This is a genomic window from Butyrivibrio sp. MB2005 (assembly GCF_000424285.1).
Taxonomy (GTDB): domain Bacteria; phylum Bacillota; class Clostridia; order Lachnospirales; family Lachnospiraceae; genus Butyrivibrio.
Window position 1 is genome coordinate 124,767 of the sequence record NZ_AUJP01000005.1, and the last position, 22,922, is coordinate 147,688.

The following is a 22,922-nucleotide window of genomic DNA, read 5'->3' on the forward strand; positions in this document are numbered from 1 at the left end:
TTTAATCTGCGCTCCTCTCAAAATGTCCCGTAGTGTAATCCATACTAAGAAGCTTTTCAATATACATATCCTTATCCTTTCCGGATCCGAATTTCAAAAGCTCCTCATATCCCCTAATTATATCTCTGCTCATATCTGCCTTCTCGGTGGTAAGATCCACCCTGAAGCAGGTGTTGTATTTTGATGAAAAACTACTGAGCTTATCTGCCTTTTTAAATAATGATACAGGTACGCTGTTCCAGATAATATTGGTGCAGTATCTGCAATCATAGGTTACAGGCATGGTTCTGCCTGTTCTGTCATTTATAAAAATAGTCTCGTAGGAAACTTCGCCGCCTCTTTTTCCTGTGCAGTCCCCAAAGGTGTTCCTGATACAGTTTGCAGTGTGCATCATGGGAACCCTTCCATAAACCTGCAACATAGCTGTAGGCAGTGAAATCTGCTCATGTCTACCCGATGAAATTATGTGACCATAAATACCTTTCATGGTATCGTTCATCTCGGGATAGCTAAGCTCTAAAGGAAGCGAAAAATCCGTAAAGCCTTGATTTTTAAGGATTTCTCCATATAACTTAAATGCTTCTTCATTCCAGAGATAAAGACCATAATCCGGAACTATTCTACCCTTATAGCCATAATGAAGTGCATAGGAAAGCTCCTCAAGATTCCTTACAACTATGCCATCAAGGCCGAATTTATCCGCATAATCAAGAATTCTTTTCAGATCGTATCTGTCAGGAATACCCTTTTCACATCTAAGTACATAAGGAAGCGCAGCAAAAACCTCTGCTCTACCCATATCAGGCAATTCCTGATTTAAAAGAAGGAGCCTTGAGTCCACAATAACTCTGTCGATATTGCCTCTGTTTACACATTCCTGTGAAACCACGTCAAGCTGAGCCTTACTCATTACGCTTACGCAAAGAGTAGGCTTACTTATAAAGCTCTTAATTTTCTCATGTTTATATTCATTTCTCGGAAGCCTTTCTATAGGTGGCATTTCGATGTTATCTTCATATCCGCGGTTTCTTATTATAGCTTCTTCAAGCTCTGCTGCAGCTTTTCTTCTTAGCTCATTAAGTGCTTTTACAGGCATGAAAATTCCTGCATCATCCAAAGCAATATCACAGGATGAAACTGAAAACTCCGAATTACCAAACTTTAAAAGCTGTTTTTTGCAATCATCTAAAGCCATTGGTCTGTTCTGAGCTCTCTGAACAATGTCGCCCGTAACTGTAACCGATACGGGATCATCTGTAACAGTAGTAAGTGTTAATGCAGCCTCTTTATCAGCAATTAGTTCGCATTTTAAATCAATCGGAATAAGCTTTTTGCCGGATAAGTATTTTTCTCCAACCTCTCTAAGAACCTCTTCGTCAGATCCGTTATAGGAAGGATTCTCTAGAGTCACCATATCCTTACTGTTGTGTCTGAAATAATAGCCCTCGCCAATTTCAGAACGAAGATACAGGCTTGATAAAATCTTCTTATCTCCCGCATTGGATAAAAGCTTAACTGTGCCCTTTTCCTTGCCTGCTGCAATAGCTTCGTAATACTTATCAATAAATCTTCTGTAAACAGAAGTAACTCCTGCTGCATATTCAGGCTTTTTCATTCGACCTTCGATCTTAAAGGAATTGATTCCCGCTTCTATAAGCTCAGGAATCCTGTCTACCATACACATATCCTTAAGACTTAAGGGATAGCACTCTTTTCCGTGTCCGTTAAGCTTATAGGGAAGTCTGCAGGGCTGTGCGCAGCGACCTCTGTTGCCGCTTCTCTCACCTACCATACTTGAAAAAAGGCAGGCTCCTGAATAGCTGTAGCACATTGCACCATGAATAAAGGCTTCGATTTCGATGCCTACGCCATCTATCTTTTTACAATATTCATGAATTCCGTGAATCTCATCAAGGGTAAGCTCTCTTGCAGGCACAACTCTTGTGGCACCAAGCTCCTTAAGAAGTCTTGCTCCCTCGGGCCCCGTTATTGTCATCTGTGTGCTGGCATGTCTCTCAACCCATGGGAATTCTTCGCTTATAATTTTGAACACACCAAGATCCTGGATGATGGCACCATCCAGGCCTGCATAGGCATAAGGTTCAAAGAATTCCTTAAAAGAATCTATCTCATTTTCTTTGAGCAAAATATTGGTAGTCAGATAGATCTTTTTGCCATGAAGATGCGCATATCTTATGGCAGATACAACCTCTTCCTCTGTGAAATTGTCAGCAAATGCTCTTGCGCCAAAGCCCTGTCCGCCAAGATATACAGCGTCAGCACCTGCAGCAAAAGCGCCCAGCATGGTCTCGTAGTTCCCTGCCGGGGCAAGTAATTCAACTTTATCCATATAATTCACCGAAAAAGGCTGCCCATATCGGCAGCCTTCACATTACTTTTTCAGAGTCTTAAGCTCTGTTTCCATCTGAATAATCTTTCTTGAATCCTCTGTAATGTCAGACTGAAGATTCTTAACGTTTTTCTCAGTATTTTCAAGCTTTATCTGAGTGGCAATAAGCTCATGCTTAATGTCATAAAGCTCCTTTTCCTTGTCACTGAGCTGACCCTCTAAAAGCTCAACCTGTTTCTTGGCTTTAAAGTAGTCATCAGCAATATTAAGCTGAAGCAGAACGTTCTGAGTATCGAGTGGCTGTCTCTTGAAGCCCTCCATCTTGTTATAGTCTGCAATCTTATTATTTATATATGAGGCAACCTTCTGTAAGTATTCCTCACTTTCATATCCACTTAAGGTAAAAACCTTTCCCCCAATGATAACCTCGGTATCTGTCTTAGAAGCCATAATTTCCTCCCCCGAAAAAGTGTTATGAATGAATTATATACTTCTTTTAGCCCCTATTTCAAGAGAAAATCCAAGAATTATATAATAAAAAACCTACAATATACTGTATTTATCAGATATTATACTACAATATATATTGCAGGAAAATATATATTGGGTTAAATTATTCAAAATCAAGTCCCAAATGCTGATATGCCAGATCTGTCACAACTCTTCCCCTTGGAGTTCTGTTAATAAGACCATTTTTCAAAAGGTAAGGCTCATAAACATCCTCAATTGTTCCCGGATCTTCGCCTATGGAAGCAGCCAGCGTATCAAGACCTGCGGGGCCACCACCAAATTTCTCAATAAGAGTAATCAGAAGTGTTCTGTCATTGTGATCCAGGCCCAGCTTATCAACATCCATAAGGTCAAGGGCAGTTTTAGCAACTTCTTCTGTGATAACGCCATCATACCTTACCTGTGCATAATCCCTGACTCTCTTAAGTATTCTGTTGGCAATTCGCGGCGTTCCGCGACTCCTTTTTGCCATCTCTTTTGCGCCGCCTGCTTCTGTTTCTACATTAAGGACCTTTGCGGACTGAAGGATAATATTCATAAGCTCTTCAATCTCATAAAACTCCATTCTATAGAGCATCCCGAATCTGTCACGAAGAGGTGCTGAAAGCATTCCTGCTCTTGTGGTGGCACCAACCAGCGTAAAATGAGGAAGATCAAGTCTGATGGATCTGGCAGTCGGACCTTTTCCAATCATGATATCAATCTTATAATCCTCCATTGCAGGATAAAGAACCTCTTCAACCTGCCTGTTAAGGCGGTGAATCTCATCAATGAAAAGGACATCACCTTCCTTAAGATTATTTAAAATAGCAGCTATTTCACCCGGCTTTTCAATGGCAGGACCGCTTGTAACCTTGCAGTTTACACCCATCTCATTTGCGATGATCTCCGCAAGGGTTGTCTTTCCAAGTCCGGGAGGTCCGTAGAGAAGAATGTGATCAAGACTCTGACCTCTCTGCTTTGCCGCTTCAATTGAGATGTTCAGATTGTCCTTAATCTTCTGCTGGCCAATGTAATCGGCAAGCTTCTTTGGACGAAGTGACCCCTCAAGCTTTATATCTTCATTTGTAAACTCAGCATTTGTGGTATTTGATTTTGCTGATGTGCGAATAGTTCTCTTTTCCATAAAAATCTCCATAGTAGGAATTTATGCTCTGCAATGTATCATTTAAGAGACATAGCTGCTGTCTTAGAATAATTCCTTCAAGGCAAGCTTAAGTATGCTTTCTGTATCAGAACCGTCTACATTTCCTGCTGACAGAACCTTTCTCACTGCTTTTGCAGCCTCTGTGCCGGAATATCCAAGAGCAACCAGTGCTTCGATTGCCTCATTTTGAGGTTCGCTATCACTTGAAGGAATAAGTGAATCTGCATCTCCTGAAACTCTTCCTGATGTAATATCCTCTGAAGAAATCTTGTCATGAAGCTCTAATACAAGTCTTTCAGCTGTCTTTTTGCCAACACCGGGAGCCTTTGAAATAGCCTTGGAATCTCCTGCCAAAATTGCAAATCTGAGATCGTCAGGTGTCATAACGGATAAAATAGCCTGACCGCCTTTTGGACCAATACCGCTTACGCTGATAAGAAGCTTGAAAAATTCCAGCTCATCCTTAGACAAAAAGCCATAAAGGTTCATGGCGTCTTCTCTAACACTTAGATAGGTATAGAGCTTAACCACTTCTCCCTTGGCAGGAAGCCTGTCAGCCGTATATGCAGATACAAACACGTTATATCCGATACCATTAACATCTATTACAGCAACGGTATCATCAATCTGATCCACAATTCCATTTAAAAATGCAATCATCTATTTTTACTCCTGATAAAACTTTTATTTAAATATATGCTCAACTTTTCAGCGATAAAGCCATTGAGGAAGCCCGTTACGGCGCCTGACACAAGAAGCACAGGCAGATAAAACATGATTCCTGACGTCTTTACTATAAATGCGGCAACCAAGAGCTGCGCAATATTGTGGCAAAGTCCGCCTATAACGCTTACTCCTCTCATATCAAAAAGCCCTGATTTTTTCGCAATTATCATACATAAAAAACTGATAAGGGCGCCTGATATCGAGAACATGATTCCAAAAAGATTTCCAAATAAAAAGCCGCTTAAAATAATCCTTAAAACATTAATGACAATGCCTTCTTTTGCACCGTACCTGTAAATAAGGATTACAACGGCCATATTGGGTAGTCCCAGCTTCATACCAGGAACTCCGAATGGGAATGGAATCAAAGACTCAACATAAGATAAAATAAGCGAAAGGGCCAGCATAAAGCCCAGAATCACAACATAAGATGTTCGATTATCGTCATTTCCCCAAAACTCTTTACCATTCATACCATATACATTTTATCTAATAAGCTTCTCCATGTAAATCATGTCATAACATCTGCCGAATTTCCTGCCACACTCATTAAAAGTTCCGCAGAGTTTATATCCCATGTGTTCATGGAAACGCATGCTGTTATTTGTGAGGTACTCATCCTCCACCTTGGTGTAAGCAATGCAGGCATAGAGATTAACAACGCCCATCTTTAACAGTCTCTCTTCAATTGCCTCATAGAGAACTCTGCCTGCTCCAAGTCCGTGATAATCCTTATCAAGATAAATGCTAAGTGTTGCGCAGTGATCGTATGCTGCTCTGTCTACAAAACTGCTGGCATAGACATAGCCTATGATTTTTCCCTCATACTCGGCCACAAGATAAGGATATTTTTTAAGGGTATTGCTGATTCTGCCTCTAAAATCCTCGACAGTCACATCCTCGATCTCGTAGGTGATTGCAGTTTCCTCAATGTAGTAATTGTATATCTCAATGAGCCTTGATGCATCCTCAAGGCTCACCTCTCTAATTTTTAATTTTTCCATAATCTCCTCCAAAAGCTATATTTCTAATAGCTTAATAAATAATAAACTTTATCAGTTTAAATTCAAAATGTCCGGATCAGGCAATGCCCCTTAGTCCCTCAACCTGAGCTGTGTAAAGCTTATAATAATCGCCTTTTTTAGCCATGAGTTCATCGTGGGTTCCGGCTTCAGTAATACCGCCGTCATTAATATACATAATCTTATCACAACCTGTGATGGTTGATAATCTGTGAGCGATAATAAAGCTTGTTCTGCCCTTAAGCATAGCATTAAGTCCCTGCTGCAGCGCTTTTTCCGTCTGCACATCGATACTTGAAGTTGCTTCGTCAAGTACCAGAATTGCAGGATCGGATAAAAGTGTTCTCGCAAAGGATATAAGCTGCTTCTGACCCTGAGAAAGAATTGCACCGCGCTCTCTAACTTCAGTATCATAGCCGTCTGACATACCATTAATGAAATCATGAGCACATACGGTCTTACTTGCTTTTACAATTTCTTCACTGGTGGCATCGAGCTTACCATACCTGATATTGTCCTCAATTGTACCTGAGAAAATAAAGCTGTCCTGAAGCATTATTCCCATTTGCTGACGAAGTGACTTAAGTGTAACCTTTGAAATATCCTGTCCGTCTATAAGAATACTTCCGCTGTCCACGTTGTAGAATCTTGATATCAGGCTGACAATCGTACTTTTTCCTGCGCCTGTAGGTCCAACCAGGGCAACGCTCTCACCGGGCTTAACCGTAAATGAAACGTCATGAAGAATCTCTTTGCCCTTTTCGTATGAAAAGCTTACATTCTTAAACTCAACTTCGCCCTTCATCTCTTTCATGGGAACTGCATCCTCAGCATCCGTAACGGTTACAGGTTCATCCATGGTCTCGAAGATTCGCTCCAGATAAGCGATGTTATTAATAAAGTTATTGAAAATATTTCCAAGGTTCATAATGGGCTGCCAGAATCTTGAAGCATAGCTTGATATGGCTACGATTGTTCCAAGGGTCTGATGTCCCCCTGCAAAAATAACAAGTCCGAAGATGTATATAGCTGCTCTAACAAATACAGATATGGTATCAATTCCGGGCCATACAAGAGTACTGTAGTAAATAGCCTTCATCCAGGTTTTTCTGCAATCTCCTGAAAGGTCCTTGAATATCTTTGCATTCTCATCCTCTCTTGCAAAAATCTGTGTGATTCTGGCTCCTACAATATTCTCCTGAAGATATGCGTTCAGGTTGGAGTTTTTATTGGAAACTGCCTGCCATGCTTTTCTCTGTCTGTTCTTAATCCAGAACATGAAAACCATGAGAATAGGTACACCCGCAAGAACCACAAGGCTCAGCTGAATATCCACATAAAGCATAAAAGCCACGATAAAAATCAGGTTAAGAAATTCCAGAACCAGATTTATAAGACCGTTACTTAGCATATCCGAAACTGAATTTACATAGTTAACTACCCTTACCAGAATTTTTCCATGAGGTCTGTCGTCATAATACTGGAAAGGGAGCTGTTGCAGATGCTCAAAGAGATCTTTTCTTATCTGGTAAATGATATCCTGGGATACATTTACCATGATCTTTGATCTGACTGTTATGAAAAGCATACTCAGCAGGTAAAATACTGCCATGGTTATAACCAAAGTAAACAGCATTTTCTTATCAGCGTTGGGAATAGCCTCATCCAGAGCCTTCTGAACTAGAATCGGGCTCACAAGGGCCGTAATTCCGCCTATGGCTGAAAGCACCAGTGCCAGTATCATTTTTCCTGCGTGTCTTTTAATATATACAGATGCCCTAAGGAGATGCTTTATATCAAAGGGCTCTTCAAGTATTTCATCCTGTTTGTAAGTATTGCGTGCCATTTTTGTCTCCTATTTTTTTAAAAAACAAATTGTCGTAATGTTCTGTATTTAAGCACCGGCCTGCAGTTTAACAAGCTCTGCGTAGTATCCACCCTGCTTTATAAGTTCTTCGTGGGTACCACGCTCAGTGATCTCACCATGCTGCATGATAAGTATCTGATCCGCATCCTTAGTGGTGGAGATACGCTGGGCAATTATTATCTTGGTGCATTTAAAATCAAGCTCCCGCAGGTGATCCTGAATAGCCTTCTCTGTCTCTAAATCAACAGCAGAGGTAGTATCGTCGAGAATAAGAATTGATGGTCTTACGGCAAGGGCTCTTGCAAGAGATATCCTCTGCTTTTGACCGCCGGAAAGTCCAACACCTCTCTCACCTACAATTGTCTCATAGCCTTCAGGCATCTTTGCGATAAAATCCGAAGCCTGTGAATATCTTGCAAATTTGGTAACATCCTCTTTGCTTAGGAACTGATCACCGTAAGCTATATTTCCATCTATAGTATCCGAATACAAAAGCACATCCTGAGTTGCAAGACCTATATTTTTCCTTAGCTGGTTCAGCTTTATATCCTGCACGTTAACGCCATCAACAAGGACTTTGCCCTCTGTAGGCTCATAGAATCTGGGAATCAGATGGATAAGCGATGTTTTACCACAGCCGGTTTCACCCATTATGGCAACGGTCTGTCCAGGTTCAGCAGTAAATGAAATATGCTTAAGAACAGGAAGCTTACCATCGGAGTATTTAAAGCTAACATCCCTGAATTCAATTTTCCCATCGAATCTGTTGGGCATAAGGGCTGTATATTCTTTATCAACGATCTCAGGTTCTGAGTAATAGATTTCCATGACCTTAACGGATGCCGCAGAGAATCTCTGGAACTCGTTCATGATGTTTCCAAGCTGTCTCATGGGGTTGGCAATAGCCCAGATAAGACCTGAAAATGCCACGTACTGCCCCATGGTCATCTGATCTCCGATAAGGAAAAGTCCGCCCACCAGCAAAAGTATAAGAGGCAGCAGGTTTGCAAGACTTTCTACATAAGGGAAAAATCTAAGCCATGTATAAGCTGTCTTTTTATTGGTTTCTCTATAATCTGTGTTGCATTTATCAAAGTTTTCTATCTCATAATCTTCTCTGGCAAAGGCTTTAACCACGCGGTTTCCTGCGATATTTTCCTGGGCCATTGTATTCATTCTTGCAAGCTTTTCACGAAGAAGCCTGTGCATGGGGGCTACCTGCATCTTGAAGGCTACAATAATCGCAAGAATGAAAGGCGCCACAGCTAAAAGGCAAAGCGCCATTTTCCAGTTCATGAACATGAAATAGATACCAACTGCGGTAATCAGAGAAATGGCTTCAATAACCATTCTTACAACCCAGGCAATCATGTGTCTTACAGCGTCAAGGTCACCTGTTACTCTTGTCATAAGGTCACCTGTTCTGTAGGTGCTATAGAATTTCATGTCCTGTCTTTGGATTTTGTCATAAAGAATGTTTCTGACACGGAATAAAACTGCCTGTGATACTTTCTCGTATCCAAGACAGTCGAAGTAGACTATGATGCATCTAAGTAATGTGAATCCTATCATCATGAAGATGAGGCGATAGAATTCATCAGGGTGTAATGCAAAGTTTTCTTTTGCATTAGGGCCGGTTAAGAATTCATCAATGATTCTCGATGAAAAGTAAGGAACAGTGAGTTGCATCATGTTATAAACAACTGTCCCGAAAATAATAACAACATAAAGTCCCCTAAATCCCTCCATGTTGTCCCAAATCCACTGCAATCTTGTTCTAGGAAATTTCCACTCAGCTGACTGATTCATGATTATTATCTCCATTTAGTCCCATGTGCGTGCTTATGGAGGCAATAGCCCGTTTCCGGACTCGTAAGGCTCGTATACGCAAAATTATTGGTAATATTTAGGCTGTGGACGAGCCTTCAATCACCGGTAACGGGCTATTGCCTTCAACGCTTCGCACATGTCATTGAATTGGTTATAGGTTATTTGGTTATTGCGTCAACGTTGCTAGACGTATCTGATGAGTTATGTATAGTTATTACCAGTTTGTGGGGGAGGCAGATGATGGATTCGCCGTTGTGGCTGATTTTGCCTTGCTTAATGCAGAGCTTGTCCGGGCAATCGGCTTCGGTTACATAGCATACACCATTATTGATGATGAGTTTGTTGGTGCCGCCGTCAGTGCCTGTGATAAGTAGTTCGGTATTCTCAGACAGAGGTAATTCATAAACTGTCTCTCCGTCTACTGATACTTCTGCGTAGTCGCCGGTTTTAGCTAAAGCTTTGTTTGCTACAAATATGCAGACAGCAATAATGCAGACAGCAAGAAGTAAAATGTATGTGTTTTTCTTTTGATTTTCTCCGCCCATAATCATGTATATTCACTTTAAACAAGTGAATAATGCACCTCTTTTAATATCAATTATCTAATAACCCGCACCTTTGCTAGTTATTAAATGCAGTTTTGATTATACTCCATAAACTAATATGACCACAGCCTATTTCGAATAATTATTTAAGAATAAATACGAAATTAGCTGTGGTCTATACTTTCTAAAATATAATCCTACAAATTATTTAATAACGTGAACCCAACCTTCGGGAGCTTCGATCTCACCCATCTGGATGCCTGTAAGTGTGTCATAAAGCTTCTTGATAACAGGTCCCATCTCTTCCATACCGGATTCGAAGCAGATCTCCTTGCCGTGGTCATTAATCTTGCCAACGGGGCTGATAACTGCGGCTGTTCCGCAAAGTCCCATCTCCTTGAAGTTTGATACTTCGTCAAGTCTTACAGGTCTCTCATCAACCTTAAGTCCAAGATAATCCTTAGCAACCTGAACAATTGATCTTCTTGTGATGGAAGGAAGAATTGAATTGGTGTGTGACTTAGGAACAACTAAGTTTCCATCAGCATCTACGAATATGATGTTTGCTCCGCCTGTCTCCTCGATATAGGTTCTGCTCTCAGCATCGAGATATACGTTCTCAGCAAATCCCTCTTCATGAGCTGTAACAATAGCATGAAGGCTCATTGCGTAGTTGAGGCCGGCCTTGATGTTACCAGTTCCGTGCGGTGCTGCTCTGTCAAAATCACTTATCTTTACAACGATGGGCTTTGCGCCACCCTTGAAGTAAGGGCCAACAGGTGTTACGAAAATTCTGAACTGATACTCATCTGCAGGCTTAACACCGATTACATTTCCTGTAGCAAACATAACAGGTCTGATATAGAGTGTTGCGCCGCTTCCAAAAGGCGGTACCCAGTCTTCATTCGCCTTAACAACCTCTTCAACAGCCTTGATAAATCTGTCTTCAGGGAATGCAGGCATCTCAAGACGCTTAGCTGAATCTACCATTCTGGTTGCATTTAAGTCAGGTCTGAAGCAAACGATATGACCATCCTCTGTCTCATAGGCCTTAAGTCCTTCAAAAACTTCCTGAGCATAATGAAGAACACCTGAATCTTCGCTGAGGACTACTCTTGCATCCTCTGTAATAATGCCATCATCCCATTTTCCATCCTTAAAGTTGGAAACATAGCGATAATCTGTCTTGTGATAGTTAAACCCAATACCAGACCAATCTAAATCTTTTTTACTCATAATATCTGCTCCTCCCTATATAAAAAGATTTTATTTGCTTAATCAGTACTAAAGCATTTGAATTTCGTTCATTAAATATTATCAATTATAAAACTTGAAAAAACAGTGTCAAGATTCAATATTATCCTCATTATCAAGTTTTGATTCTTGATCTTTTTTAACATCATCTTCCGCAGAGTCATTAATATCTTCAGTCTCATCCTTTGCAGATGCCATGGGAACCACGTTTTCGATATAGCTCTTACCCTTTTTATAGAATTTAAACATTCTTCTAAGGCTTGATGACTCGTTATGGACGTAATACTTGCTGTTATCGGCATCTTCAATATTGGTAATGCCGTCATCATCGATATAGGCAGCATCGATGTAGGATGAAGTATCCCTCGGGAGCTTCTTTTCTTTAAGCCGCTTTCTTGCAACATAACCTATGAAGGTATAAATGCATGCAAAAGTAGGCACACCGATAAGCCATCCGATAGGTCCAAAAACTCCGCCAAATACAAGTATTGCAAATATTACCCAAAAGCTTGAAAGTCCCGTTGAGTTACCAAGGATAATCGGTCCGAGGATATTTCCGTCAAACTGCTGGATTATCATTATAAGAAGCAGGAAAACCAAAGCCTTCAAGGGATTTATCATAATCAAAAGTATCGCTCCAAAGAATGCTCCGATATAAGGTCCAAAGAAAGGAATAATATTTGTCAGACCCACTACGAATGACAAAAGTACCGCATATGGAATCTTTAAAATCTCACAGAAAATAAATGTGATAATTCCGATAATCAATGAATCCACCAGCTTACCGATTACAAAACCGGTAAATGTATAGTGGGCATATCTGAATGCTCCGATAACTTCGTTGGCACTTTCTTTTTTCATGAAGGCATAGCAAAGCTTCTTTGCCTGTCCCATGAAAAGCTCTTTCGAGTTAAGAACATAGATAGCAACAATTACACCTACCACCAGATAAAGGAAAATCTGTATTGCGCTCATCATACTCTTTGATACAGTTGAAATTACTGTGGAAATGTTGGGTATTACCTTGGATTTAAACATCTCCATCACAGTTGATGAGTAGGTCTGGATCAGATTATCAACAGTGGATCTGACCCTTGGATTATCATTTAAATATTTATCTACATATTTTTGCAAATTGGTAATGTAGTAAGGGAAATTTCTGATGATCTCATTTATACTTCTGACAAGCTGAGGTATCAGCACCATCAGCATTGCATAGAGAATAAATGCAGCAAAGCCCATTGTCAGTAAAACACTGATCTTCCTGATATTCTTGCGCTTTTTTCTGTGTTCAGGTTTTTTGAGGTCGATTCCCCTCATTTTATGAACAGGATACAGCCACCTGGACTCAATAAAATTGAGAACTGGTGTAAGGATATAAGCTATTACGCATCCTGTGATGACCGGCGCAAGAATGGAAATAAGCGAGCTTATGGCCCCTGCTATCTTGCTGCCATTAAAAAGAACATAGTAAAAAAGAATAATTACTATGGCACATATGATTACGGACAGCATTATGCTGACCTGTTTTTTCCCCGGTTTCCACTTCATGGAAGTACCCCCAAAACATTTTCATATATAGTAGAGCTTAAATGTTTTAATACTTACTGGATTTAGATATTCTCAAGTCTGTAAACAAGACTATCAAGGAAATCAGGTTCATACTCCTCAATTTTGCCTGCATCACACTTCTTGGAAAATTCAGGATCAAGGGGTATCTTGGCAAGAACGTCCATTCCTTTACTTGCAGCGTAGGAATCAAGCTTGCTCTCTCCAAATACATAAATAGGTTTGTTGCAGTGAGGACAGTTCATATAGCTCATGTTCTCAACAAGACCTATGATGGGCACATTCATAAGACCTGCCATGTTTACTGCCTTCTCAACGATCATTGAAACAAGCTCCTGAGGTGTTGAAACCACAATAATTCCATCTACAGGAAGTGACTGGAAAACAGTAAGGGGAACATCACCTGTTCCGGGAGGCATATCAACAAACATATAATCTATATCGCCCCAGTTGGTCTCACCGTAAAACTGTTTTACAACACCAGCAATTACAGGACCTCTCCAGATAACCGGATCTGTGTCATTCTCCATAAGAAGATTAACTGAAATAAGCTTAATTCCCTTATCTGATACAGCAGGAATCATATTACCGTTTTCGTCAGCATATCTAAGGGGATCAGCACCGAACATCTTAGGAATTGAAGGGCCTGTGATATCTGCATCAAGTACACCTGTCTTGTATCCCTTTCTGTTCATAGCGCAGGCGCAAAGTCCTGTAACAAGGCTCTTACCAACGCCGCCCTTACCACTGACTACGCCAATGATCTTCTTTATATTTGTCCCCTCAGCGGTCTTTACACGGAAGCTCTCCATGCTCTCACGCTTAAAGTCCTCGGGTGTTTTTTTCTTCTTTTCTTCTGCCATTTCTAAAAAATCTCCAATTCTTTATTTCTCAAATTTGACATCAGTTAAGGAAATAGTCTCCTTATCCGATTCATCGCAAAGATATTTGCCGATGATATATCTGGGCCTGTTTTTGGTCTCCAGATAGATTTTGCCAATGTATTCACCTATTACGCCAAGGGAAATCATTGTAAGTCCGCCGATGGCCCAAACAGAAAGAACCGTTGTGGTCCATCCGGGAATAGTATGTCCTGTAAAATATCTAACAAGACTATATATAAGTACAACAATACTTACTATAAAAATGAAAACACCAAGCTCAGCAATAAATCTTATGGGTTTGGTACTAAGAGATGTAATTCCCTCAAATGCAAATGAAAGCATTTTGAAAAGTGGATATTTACTCTCTCCTGCAAATCTCTCGGAACGCTCATAATAAACGATGTCGGTATCAAGACCGATCATGGGAACTATTCCTCTAAGGAAAAGATTTACTTCTCCAAATTCCGCAAGCATATTAAGAGCTTTGCTGCTCATAAGTCTGAAATCAGCATGGTTAAAGACAATGTCTGCTCCCATCCTGTTCATTAACTTATAATAGCCTTCCGCTGTAAAGCGTTTGAAAAATGTATCCGTAGTGCGTCTGCTTCTTACGCCAAATACAATATCCTTACCTTCGTTAAATTTCTCCAGCATCTCATCAATTGCATTAATGTCATCCTGAAGATCCGCATCCATGGAAATAGAGACATCACAGATATCCTTCACAGTCATTAGACCTGAAAGAAGTGCATTCTGATGTCCCCTGTTTCTGGAAAGCTTAATCCCCTGAAAAATAGGATTCTCATTATGAAGCTTCTCAATGATCTCCCAGGTATTATCCTTTGATCCGTCATTTACAAAAACAATTCGGCTGTCGGAAGTAATAACTCCCTTGCCGATCAGATCATTGTATTTTGCAAGAAGCCTTTTTGAAGTCTCAGGTAATACCTCCTGCTCGTTATAGCAGGGGATTACCATGAAAAGTCTGTTAGTTGTTTGCATTGATATAATTTACCAGTCCTTCACTGTCTATTATTTTCTGCATAAAAGGAGGAAATGCCTGACCCTGATAGGTCTTGCCGGTGGTCTCGTCAGTGATAACGCCTGTATCAAAGTTGATGCTTACTACATCTCCATCAGCAATTTCCTTAGCAGCTTCTTCACACTCAACTATGGGTAAACCAATATTAATACTGTTGCGATAGAAAATTCTTGCAAAGGTCTCAGCAATAACGCAGGAAACTCCTGCGGCTTTAATTGCGATCGGTGCATGCTCTCTGGATGATCCGCATCCAAAGTTCTTGTTTGCAACGATGATATCGCCTTCCTTTACATTCTTTATAAAATCCTTATCGATATCTTCCATGCAGTGAGCGGCAAGCTCCTTGTGATCTGTGGTATTAAGATATCTTGCAGGAATGATTACATCTGTATCTACATTGTCGCCGAATTTAAATACTCGTCCCTTAGCTTCCTTCATGTCTATATCCTCTCATATTCTTACAGCTCAGAAGGCTGTGAAAGTTTGCCGGTTATTGCACTTGCAGCTGCTACTGCAGGAGATGCAAGATAAATCTCGGAATCGGTAGCGCCCATACGTCCTACAAAGTTACGGTTTGTGGTTGATACACATCTCTCTCCTGATGCAAGAATTCCCATGTATCCACCAAGACAAGGGCCGCATGTAGGTGTAGAAACAACTGCGCCTGCTTCGATGAAGATTCTGATAAGTCCCTCTTCCATAGCCTGCAGATAAATTGACTGAGTAGCAGGGATAACAATACATCTTACTCCGTCAGCAACCTTTCTGCCCTTTAAGATATCTGCGGCGATTCTCATGTCATTAATACGTCCGTTTGTGCAGGAACCTATTACAACCTGGTCAATCTTAATATCAAAATTCTCATCAAAGGTATGAGTATTCTCAGGAAGATGAGGGAATGCTACTGTGGGCTTAAGTGATGAAAGGTCAATGTCATAAACCTCATCATATTCAGCATCCGCATCAGCTTCGTAAACCTTGATCTCTTTACCCGGAGCATGCTCCTTAAGATATTCAAGAGTCTTCTCATCTACAGGGAAAATACCGTTCTTTCCGCCTGCTTCGATAGCCATGTTGGCGATTGTGAATCTGTCGTCCATTGAAAGTGAAGCTACTCCTTCACCTGTAAACTCCATGGATTTATATAAAGCGCCGTCAACACCTATTTTACCGATGATGTGAAGAATTACATCCTTACCGCTTACATTCTCAGAAAGCTTACCTGTAAGGTTGAATTTGATGGCTGAAGGAACCTTGAACCATGCTTTTCCTGTTGCCATGCCGGCTGCCATATCTGTGGAACCAACGCCGGTACTAAATGCACCAAGTGCTCCATAAGTACAGGTATGTGAATCAGCTCCGATTATAAGGTCGCCTGCAACGGTCAGACCTTTTTCAGGAAGAAGTGCATGCTCGATACCCATCTGTCCTACTTCAAAATAATTGGTGATATCATTTTTCTTTGCGAATTCGCGAACGCATTTGCAGTTCTGCGCTGACTTGATGTCCTTATTTGGAACGAAATGATCCGGGACGAGCGCGATCTTATCTTTATCGAAAACGCCCTTAGTGTTAAACTTTTCCATCTCCCCGATAGCGACGGGACTTGTGATGTCATTACCAAGAACAAGGTCAAGATCTGCCTCAATAAGCTGGCCGGCCTTAACTTCATCAAGGTGTGCATGTGCTGCCAGAATCTTCTGGCTCATTGTCATCTTGCTCATAAATTCCACGCTCCTTATATTTTTCCCAACTAATAATTTACCATTTTTAACGCTGTTTGTAAAAACGAACAAACACTAAATATGCCGATAAAACAGCAATTCCAATAATAGTTAATATAATTCCCTGACCATATCCCTTAGGAGTATAGTCAGCTCTTATTTCATGTACTCCCGCAGATACCTTAACAGCCATCATTCCATAATCTGCGTTTATGATCTCAGCCTCTACTCCATCCACTGTCATGGTGAAGTTATCCATATTAGGTACAGAGAAGAAAATAAGCTTCGTCTTATCAAGATTAGCTGTTGTTGCACTAAAACCATGGGTATCAGGCTTAAATGAAACACAGGCGGTTTCACGCTTCTCCTCACAGTTCATATTGAAAAACTCAATAGGGATCTCTGCCTGGTAGTAAGCTTCGGGAAGTTCTTCTAATTCACCCTCAAGCTGATCAGCGTCATCATCACTTACAATTACGCCTGCGCTAAGGACCTTATCTCTTATGCCATCATTAAGCATCTCTTCGTAATCGGATTCTGCTATATAGTAATCATAGGCAATTCCCATGGGTATATAGTTTTCGTTGTAGTAAATATCTATACCGTTCCTGGAATCGACATTTATGAATTCTTCTATACCATCTCCGTTATTGAATATTCCATCCTTATTGATTATTGAATTCTCAAGATAATATTTCTGAGACAAAATTGCTCTTAGTCCAACCTTCTCAGCAGGTATCTTGGTCTCAACTGATCTATTTATACCGCCTGTTTTTCCAAGGAAGTCAAAGGTCTCACCCGGTATGGTACTTATAAAACTATGAAGTGAAGACTTTCCCCATACAAACTCATAATTGGTAGCGGTATCATCTGTCTCAATTCTGTAGAACTCATCTCCTTCAAGCTTAGGAGATGTCTTAAGCATCTGAATCTCCCACTGCTCTTTACCGTAATCTGTGATAAGATCGCTTCCCGCCTTCAGCATAAGGAAAAGAGTAAGTACGCTTCCAAATACAGTAAGTACGAAAAGAACATTAAGCCTCATTATGGGCTTTTTAAGAGTCTTTTTGCCGATTTTCCTAAGGCACTTTGGAAATGCAAAAACAGTGATTACCAAAAGCACCATCATTACTGCGGTTCCAACCACCTGCTTTTCATAGATCTTCGTATTCTCTATGAGCTTATTAAATACAATGTCCCCATTTTTATCATAGCTGGGGAAAATTGATATAAGCAAAATTACTATGTATACGAAGTTAGTGATAAGCACACCCTTTTTCAGGTGAATGGATCTGCCCCTCTCTATCATTTTGGCAGTTACCATAGCCATGAAAAGAATGGGCATATAGAACCATCTGAAATAATAAGTGGCGTTAAACATTGAAAAGCTGGCATTCAGTATCGGTATAAATGAAAAGATAAGACATACCAAAAGCAGTCTTTTATACTCATCCTTCTTAAATTTATGTGATATAAAATATGCCACAACTCCTGCTATTCCAAACACCGGCAGATATGCTGCAAGGGAAGCTACTCTAACTTCTCCCGTGTAGAAAACAGTGCCCTTACCGATAATATCAGGAATCATTACCATGCTTTTAACTATGTCCCAAAGCATCTTCATGCTTGGATAAGCAACGGCGTCATAACCGATCATCAGCTCCGATAATCTGTCATTTCCCGTAATTCCATAAAATGCCTGAAGCAGATAAAAGCCGCCAATCAGGCATCCAAGCACTCCGCCAAAGAGTGCCCTTAAAAACATTCTGAAAATCTGCTTTGGTCTGTTACCCGGAACGAATCTCACCACAAAATAAATAAGCAGAAATACTACCTGTCCAAAAAAGAAATAGTAATTTATGACAGCCATAAGTAGCGTCATAAGTGAAAAAGCCACAAGCTTTTTTCCTGCGGGTATATAAAACCAATGATCCTGATGATGGTCTATCTCCATTAGCTCATCAAAGGTATACAGAAACAAAGGGAAGAACGCCACAACATCCGTAAAATGGTTAAACACAATGTTACATGCATTAAAACCTGAAAATGCATATAGCAAAGCTCCGATCATTGCGGATTCGTCTCTGATAACATGCTTTCTTATATAGAAATAAGCGGTCCCTGCACAGATTGCATATTTTAATGCCATTAGAAATGGCATCATATATGGAATAGCCGATTCAGGAAATGGAATTGTCAGCCAGAAAAACGGACTTCCCAACAGATAAAAAGAGAAGGAAGTCATCATTGTGGTTCCAAGATCAACATTCCAGTTTAGAAACAACTCTCCGTTCCTAATAGCTCTGTGAGCCTGCATATAAAAAGGAATCTGCTGCACATTGTAATCACCGTAATAGAAAAATGGCATCCCTCTGGTGATAAAAAATGGCAAGGCAGCCACCATATACATTACAAAAGACAGCACCATAATCTGAATTATACGAATATGTGTGGGCCTTGTTCTGTAATATTCCATTACTAAAACACTCCAAATAAATTATAAGATAGGATTTTATCTCTGATGAAAAAGGCTGCCGCTTTTGCGGCAGCCTCCATGTATCACAAAATTAGTTGTTTATAAGCTTGTCGTTCTCGTTGTTCCAGCTGTAAAGCTTTCTGATCTCCTTACCGATCTGCTCAGCGGGATGCTCAGATGCAAGCTTTCTCATAGCATTGAAGTGAACCTGTCCGCCTGCTTCACTCATATCAAGAAGGAATTCCTTAGCAAAGGTTCCATCCTGGATATCGGAAAGGATTTTCTTCATAGCCTTCTTGGTATCTTCTGTAACGATCTTAGGACCTGTTACATAATCACCGTACTCAGCTGTATTGGAGATTGAATATCTCATTCCTGCAAAACCTGACTGATAGATAAGATCTACGATGAGCTTCATCTCGTGTACACACTCGAAGTATGCGTTTCTCGGATCATAACCGGCCTCAACAAGAGTCTCAAAACCAGCCTGCATAAGTGCGCAAACACCGCCGCAAAGAACTGCCTGCTCACCGAAGAGGTCTGTCTCTGTCTCTGTTCTGAATGTGGTCTCAAGGATACCTGCTCTTGCACCGCCGATACCAGCGCCATAAGCCAGAGCCTTATCAAGAGCCTTACCTGTAGCATCCTGATGTACAGCTACAAGACAAGGTGTTCCCTTACCTGCCTGATACTCACTTCTTACTGTGTGGCCGGGAGCCTTAGGAGCGATCATTGTTACATCAACATCCTTGGGGGGCTGAATGAGACCAAAGTGAATATTGAAGCCGTGTGCGAACATAAGCATGTTGCCTGCTTCAAGGTTGGGCTCGATATCTTCCTTATACATCTTAGCCTGCTTCTCATCGTTGATAAGGATCATAATCACATCAGCCATCTTTGCAGCTTCAGCTGTGGGATAAACCTTAAGTCCCTGCGCCTCAGCTTTTGCTTTACTCTTAGAGCCTTCATAGAGACCGATAATGACGTTGCAGCCTGACTCCTTAAGGTTCAGTGCGTGTGCGTGACCCTGTGAACCATATCCGATAATTGCAATGGTCTTACCCTCTAAGAGTGATAAGTTGCAATCCTCCTGATAGAAAATGCGTGCTTCCTGTGACATGTTTCCTTACCTCCGTAAATTTAAATTTTATATATACAGCGAAATAGATAATATTTCGTAGTAAACCTTATTTTTCTTCCAGTTCCTTAACAGAAACTACTTTATCAACGCCTCTTGTAAGACCGGCAATACCTGTTCTTGCAAGCTCTAAGATCTCTTTGCCCTCAAGCATCTTAAGAAGTGCGTCTACCTTAGACTGGTTACCTGTGATCTCGATTATAAGAGACTCAGGTGTAACATCGATGATATTAGCTCTGAAAATATTGGCGATTGTCATGATACTCTCGCGCTCTTTCTCACCGGCTCTGACCTTGATAAGAGAAAGCTCTCTGTATACACTTTCTTCCGGCTCAAGCTCGTGAATATCTCTTACGTCGATGAGCTTACTGAGCTGTTTCTCAATCTGATCTAAGATCACATCATCACCTGATGCTACGATTGTTATTCTGGTATAGTTTGGATCTGTGGTAGTACCGGCTGTAATACTTTCGATATTATAACCGCGGCGTGCGAAAAGACCTGAAATCCTGGTCAAAACGCCTGATGTATTATCTACCAGCAGCTGAAATACTTTTTTCTTCATACTCCTCCAATGAACTGCCGTTTAAACTTATATCAATAAATTTTATGCGTTTTTAATGCATAAGTCAATGAAATACTTTTATAATTTAAAGCTTTAACGCTTTAAATTATTGTATATTTTAAACAAAGTTCAGTTTTTATCATTTTCACCGCATTTTGTAAGGGCTACAGTACCTGTTCTTGCTATCTCAACAATGGATACTGTGCGAAGCATTTCTATGAAAAGCTCAACCCTCTCAGGGGTGTCGCATATCTGAATCATCATAAGATTCTTACTCATATCCACGATCTGAGCCTTCATTATGTCGCAGTTTTCCATAATATCTCTGCGGTTATCTCTGTTGTAGCGCACCTTAATAAGAGTGAGCTCTCTGCATATACTCATGCTCTCCTTAAAGGTCTTTACCTTGATGACATCAAGCTTTTTGTTGAGCTGTTTTTCTATCTGTTCGATAGTTCGCTCATCGCCGCTTGATACAATTGTCATGCAGGACACATCCCTTGAATTGGTCTCGCCCACAACCAGAGAATCAATATTGAAATTTCTTCTTGAAAACAATCCCGCTACCTTACAAAGAACGCCGGCATGGTTTTCTACAAGTACAGAATAAATTCTTTTCATAATCTACCACCCCTTTACTTAGCCAGGTCATAAGGATCAACAACGATTTCTGCAATTACAGGTGCATCATCCTTTAAAAGTGCTTCTATAAGTTCTTCAGCCTCTTCCTGATTACTTGCTTTCATATAGTTCATATCATAAGCTTCAGCGATCTTATCAAGCTTTGGTGATTCGTCCAGAATAACCATATTGTATCTGTCATCCAGCTTATAGTGCTGATACTCACGAACCATTCCAAGGAAATTATTTCTGAAAATAATGATCTTTACGTTATTTCCATACTGCTTCAAAGTGGAAAGCTCCATCATTGACATCTGGAAACCTCCCTCACCCATAACAGCAACAACTGTCTTATTAGGATCAGCTTCCTTTGCGCCAAAGGCAGCAGGTATCGAATAGCCCATGGTTCCCATACCGCCTGATGTAAGGAATCTGCCTTTCTTTACAAGGTGCCATCTGCAGGACCAAATCTGATTCTGTCCTACGTCAGCTACATAAATGGCATCCTCAGGAAGTCTTATGGAAAGCTTATTAAGGAACTGCATGGGATCAACAAATTTTGAGGTGTCGATTTCAGGTCTTTTCTCAACCATGGTGAGTCTGTACTCATTCAAAGTATCGATCCAGTCCTGTCTCTTATGGATCAGATCCTCTTTATCCTCAAATTCATTTATTTTCTTGAAAATATGCTTTATATCTCCTACAAGAGGTATGGTAGGGCCTACGTTTTTACCGATCTCTGCAGGATCTACATCGATATGAATAAGAACCTTATTCTCAGTTATAAGATCAGGTCGGTTCACAGCTCTGTCTGCTACGCGGGCACCAACCATCAAAAGAAGGTCAGATTCATTAAGAGCTCTGTTTGCATAAGGTCTTCCGTTATTACCAACCATTCCAAAATACATGGGATCAAGAGAGCTCATAACACCTATACCCATCATTGTTGATACAACAGGAATCTGATTCTCTTTGGAAAACTTTCTTATCTCATCTACAGCACCGGAAAGGTGTACACCGCCACCTACGCAGATAATAGGTCTCTTTGCCTGAGCAACCTCTTTTACGACCTTCTTTATCTGAACAGCGTTACCCTCTACTGTAGGCTTGTAGGTACGCATATTAACTTTTTCAGGATATGAAAACTTGGATATCTCTGCCATCTGGATATCCATGGGAATATCAATAAGAACAGGGCCTCTTCTTCCGGTGTTTGCAATGTGAAAAGCTTCCTTGAAAACTCTCGGAATATCATTTACGTCCCTGATTAGATAACTGTATTTTACAAATGATTCTGCTGCGCCTGTGATGTCAGCCTCCTGGAAAACATCACTGCCGATAAGCTCAGAATTAACCTGACCTGTGATGCAAACAAGGGGAATACTGTCAGCATAAGCTGTAGCGATTCCGGTGATAAGGTTGGTGGCACCGGGGCCGCTTGTTACAGCACATACGCCTACATTTCTGCTGATTCGTGCATAGCCGCTGGCGCAATGAGCGGCATTCTGCTCGGTTCTTACAAGAACCTGCTTGATATCAACTTCTCCGAGAGCATCATAAAAAGGAGCTATTGCAACTCCGGAGTAGCCGTAAACAACCTTTACTTTTTCTTCTTCGAGACATTTAACTATCGCCTGTGCTCCGTTCATAAT

At 40.7% G+C, this 22,922-nt stretch carries 20 protein-coding genes; all 20 read right to left on the bottom strand.

Annotated elements, in window-relative coordinates; all coding sequences use genetic code 11:
• Position 1: 1 nt before the first annotated feature.
• Positions 2-2,350: a peptidase U32 family protein gene (locus tag G610_RS0103070; protein ID WP_026523605.1), complete on the bottom strand. Its 2,349-nt coding sequence runs from the start codon at positions 2,348-2,350 to the stop codon at positions 2-4.
• A gap of 42 nt (positions 2,351-2,392) precedes the next feature.
• Positions 2,393-2,800, bottom strand: coding sequence for a cell division protein ZapA (locus G610_RS0103075; RefSeq protein WP_196808053.1), 408 nt, complete (start codon positions 2,798-2,800; stop codon positions 2,393-2,395).
• A gap of 163 nt (positions 2,801-2,963) precedes the next feature.
• Entirely contained in the window at positions 2,964-3,986 is a 1,023-nt protein-coding gene (gene ruvB / locus G610_RS0103080) for a Holliday junction branch migration DNA helicase RuvB (RefSeq protein ID WP_026523607.1), read from the bottom strand.
• A 63-nt stretch (positions 3,987-4,049) separates the two neighbouring features.
• The gene (gene ruvA, locus G610_RS0103085; protein WP_026523608.1) at positions 4,050-4,667 is read right to left on the bottom strand and encodes a Holliday junction branch migration protein RuvA; all 618 of its coding nucleotides are present in this window, start codon (positions 4,665-4,667) and stop codon (positions 4,050-4,052) included.
• Entirely contained in the window at positions 4,664-5,206 is a 543-nt protein-coding gene (locus G610_RS0103090) for a Gx transporter family protein (protein ID WP_051197543.1), read from the bottom strand. The genes ruvA and G610_RS0103090 overlap by 4 nt, the downstream gene beginning before the upstream one ends.
• A 12-nt stretch (positions 5,207-5,218) precedes the next feature.
• The gene (locus G610_RS0103095; protein ID WP_026523610.1) at positions 5,219-5,737 is read right to left on the bottom strand and encodes a GNAT family N-acetyltransferase; all 519 of its coding nucleotides are present in this window, start codon (positions 5,735-5,737) and stop codon (positions 5,219-5,221) included.
• A 76-nt stretch (positions 5,738-5,813) separates the two neighbouring features.
• Positions 5,814-7,601 (bottom strand): ABC transporter ATP-binding protein, encoded by a 1,788-nt coding sequence (locus G610_RS0103100; RefSeq protein WP_026523611.1) that lies wholly within the window; start codon positions 7,599-7,601, stop codon positions 5,814-5,816.
• Between the two features lie 48 nt (positions 7,602-7,649).
• Entirely contained in the window at positions 7,650-9,431 is a 1,782-nt protein-coding gene (locus G610_RS0103105; RefSeq protein WP_051197545.1) for an ABC transporter ATP-binding protein, read from the bottom strand.
• A gap of 179 nt (positions 9,432-9,610) precedes the next feature.
• The gene (locus tag G610_RS0103110) at positions 9,611-10,003 is read right to left on the bottom strand and encodes a NusG domain II-containing protein (RefSeq protein WP_026523613.1); all 393 of its coding nucleotides are present in this window, start codon (positions 10,001-10,003) and stop codon (positions 9,611-9,613) included.
• 198 nt (positions 10,004-10,201) lie between these two features.
• Positions 10,202-11,233, bottom strand: coding sequence for a branched-chain amino acid aminotransferase (locus tag G610_RS0103115; RefSeq protein ID WP_026523614.1), 1,032 nt, complete (start codon positions 11,231-11,233; stop codon positions 10,202-10,204).
• 108 nt (positions 11,234-11,341) lie between these two features.
• A complete protein-coding gene (locus G610_RS19540) occupies positions 11,342-12,802 on the bottom strand; it encodes an AI-2E family transporter (protein WP_051197548.1) in 1,461 nt (486 codons plus the stop codon).
• A gap of 62 nt (positions 12,803-12,864) precedes the next feature.
• Complete coding sequence (locus tag G610_RS0103125; protein WP_026523615.1) at positions 12,865-13,683, bottom strand: Mrp/NBP35 family ATP-binding protein; 819 nt, start codon at positions 13,681-13,683, stop codon at positions 12,865-12,867.
• A 21-nt stretch (positions 13,684-13,704) separates the two neighbouring features.
• Positions 13,705-14,706: a glycosyltransferase family 2 protein gene (locus tag G610_RS0103130; RefSeq protein ID WP_026523616.1), complete on the bottom strand. Its 1,002-nt coding sequence runs from the start codon at positions 14,704-14,706 to the stop codon at positions 13,705-13,707.
• The gene (gene leuD, locus G610_RS0103135) at positions 14,693-15,184 is read right to left on the bottom strand and encodes a 3-isopropylmalate dehydratase small subunit (protein WP_026523617.1); all 492 of its coding nucleotides are present in this window, start codon (positions 15,182-15,184) and stop codon (positions 14,693-14,695) included. Before leuD ends, G610_RS0103130 begins: the two co-directional genes overlap by 14 nt.
• 20 nt (positions 15,185-15,204) lie before the next feature.
• Complete coding sequence (leuC, locus tag G610_RS0103140) at positions 15,205-16,470, bottom strand: 3-isopropylmalate dehydratase large subunit (RefSeq protein ID WP_026523618.1); 1,266 nt, start codon at positions 16,468-16,470, stop codon at positions 15,205-15,207.
• 46 nt (positions 16,471-16,516) lie between these two features.
• A complete protein-coding gene (locus G610_RS0103145) occupies positions 16,517-18,946 on the bottom strand; it encodes a YfhO family protein (protein WP_026523619.1) in 2,430 nt (809 codons plus the stop codon).
• 91 nt (positions 18,947-19,037) lie between these two features.
• Entirely contained in the window at positions 19,038-20,066 is a 1,029-nt protein-coding gene (ilvC, locus tag G610_RS0103150; RefSeq protein WP_026523620.1) for a ketol-acid reductoisomerase, read from the bottom strand.
• Positions 20,067-20,133: 67 nt separating this feature from the next.
• Positions 20,134-20,649 (bottom strand): acetolactate synthase small subunit, encoded by a 516-nt coding sequence (ilvN, locus tag G610_RS0103155; RefSeq protein ID WP_026523621.1) that lies wholly within the window; start codon positions 20,647-20,649, stop codon positions 20,134-20,136.
• A 129-nt stretch (positions 20,650-20,778) separates the two neighbouring features.
• Positions 20,779-21,270: an acetolactate synthase small subunit gene (gene ilvN / locus G610_RS0103160; protein WP_026523622.1), complete on the bottom strand. Its 492-nt coding sequence runs from the start codon at positions 21,268-21,270 to the stop codon at positions 20,779-20,781.
• 14 nt (positions 21,271-21,284) lie between these two features.
• Complete coding sequence (gene ilvB, locus G610_RS0103165; protein ID WP_026523623.1) at positions 21,285-22,919, bottom strand: biosynthetic-type acetolactate synthase large subunit; 1,635 nt, start codon at positions 22,917-22,919, stop codon at positions 21,285-21,287.
• Positions 22,920-22,922 lie beyond the last annotated feature (3 nt).

Coding starts and splice junctions, on each gene's coding strand:
- G610_RS0103070 (WP_026523605.1), bottom strand. CDS start 2,350: ATGGATAAAGTTGAATTACTTGCCCCGGCAGGGAACTACGAGACCATG.
- G610_RS0103075 (WP_196808053.1), bottom strand. CDS start 2,800: ATGGCTTCTAAGACAGATACCGAGGTTATCATTGGGGGAAAGGTTTTT.
- ruvB (WP_026523607.1), bottom strand. CDS start 3,986: ATGGAAAAGAGAACTATTCGCACATCAGCAAAATCAAATACCACAAAT.
- ruvA (WP_026523608.1), bottom strand. CDS start 4,667: ATGATTGCATTTTTAAATGGAATTGTGGATCAGATTGATGATACCGTT.
- G610_RS0103090 (WP_051197543.1), bottom strand. CDS start 5,206: ATGAATGGTAAAGAGTTTTGGGGAAATGACGATAATCGAACATCTTAT.
- G610_RS0103095 (WP_026523610.1), bottom strand. CDS start 5,737: ATGGAAAAATTAAAAATTAGAGAGGTGAGCCTTGAGGATGCATCAAGG.
- G610_RS0103100 (WP_026523611.1), bottom strand. CDS start 7,601: ATGGCACGCAATACTTACAAACAGGATGAAATACTTGAAGAGCCCTTT.
- G610_RS0103105 (WP_051197545.1), bottom strand. CDS start 9,431: ATGAATCAGTCAGCTGAGTGGAAATTTCCTAGAACAAGATTGCAGTGG.
- G610_RS0103110 (WP_026523613.1), bottom strand. CDS start 10,003: ATGATTATGGGCGGAGAAAATCAAAAGAAAAACACATACATTTTACTT.
- G610_RS0103115 (WP_026523614.1), bottom strand. CDS start 11,233: ATGAGTAAAAAAGATTTAGATTGGTCTGGTATTGGGTTTAACTATCAC.
- G610_RS19540 (WP_051197548.1), bottom strand. CDS start 12,802: ATGAAGTGGAAACCGGGGAAAAAACAGGTCAGCATAATGCTGTCCGTA.
- G610_RS0103125 (WP_026523615.1), bottom strand. CDS start 13,683: ATGGCAGAAGAAAAGAAGAAAAAAACACCCGAGGACTTTAAGCGTGAG.
- G610_RS0103130 (WP_026523616.1), bottom strand. CDS start 14,706: ATGCAAACAACTAACAGACTTTTCATGGTAATCCCCTGCTATAACGAG.
- leuD (WP_026523617.1), bottom strand. CDS start 15,184: ATGAAGGAAGCTAAGGGACGAGTATTTAAATTCGGCGACAATGTAGAT.
- leuC (WP_026523618.1), bottom strand. CDS start 16,470: ATGAGCAAGATGACAATGAGCCAGAAGATTCTGGCAGCACATGCACAC.
- G610_RS0103145 (WP_026523619.1), bottom strand. CDS start 18,946: ATGGAATATTACAGAACAAGGCCCACACATATTCGTATAATTCAGATT.
- ilvC (WP_026523620.1), bottom strand. CDS start 20,066: ATGTCACAGGAAGCACGCATTTTCTATCAGGAGGATTGCAACTTATCA.
- ilvN (WP_026523621.1), bottom strand. CDS start 20,649: ATGAAGAAAAAAGTATTTCAGCTGCTGGTAGATAATACATCAGGCGTT.
- ilvN (WP_026523622.1), bottom strand. CDS start 21,270: ATGAAAAGAATTTATTCTGTACTTGTAGAAAACCATGCCGGCGTTCTT.
- ilvB (WP_026523623.1), bottom strand. CDS start 22,919: ATGAACGGAGCACAGGCGATAGTTAAATGTCTCGAAGAAGAAAAAGTA.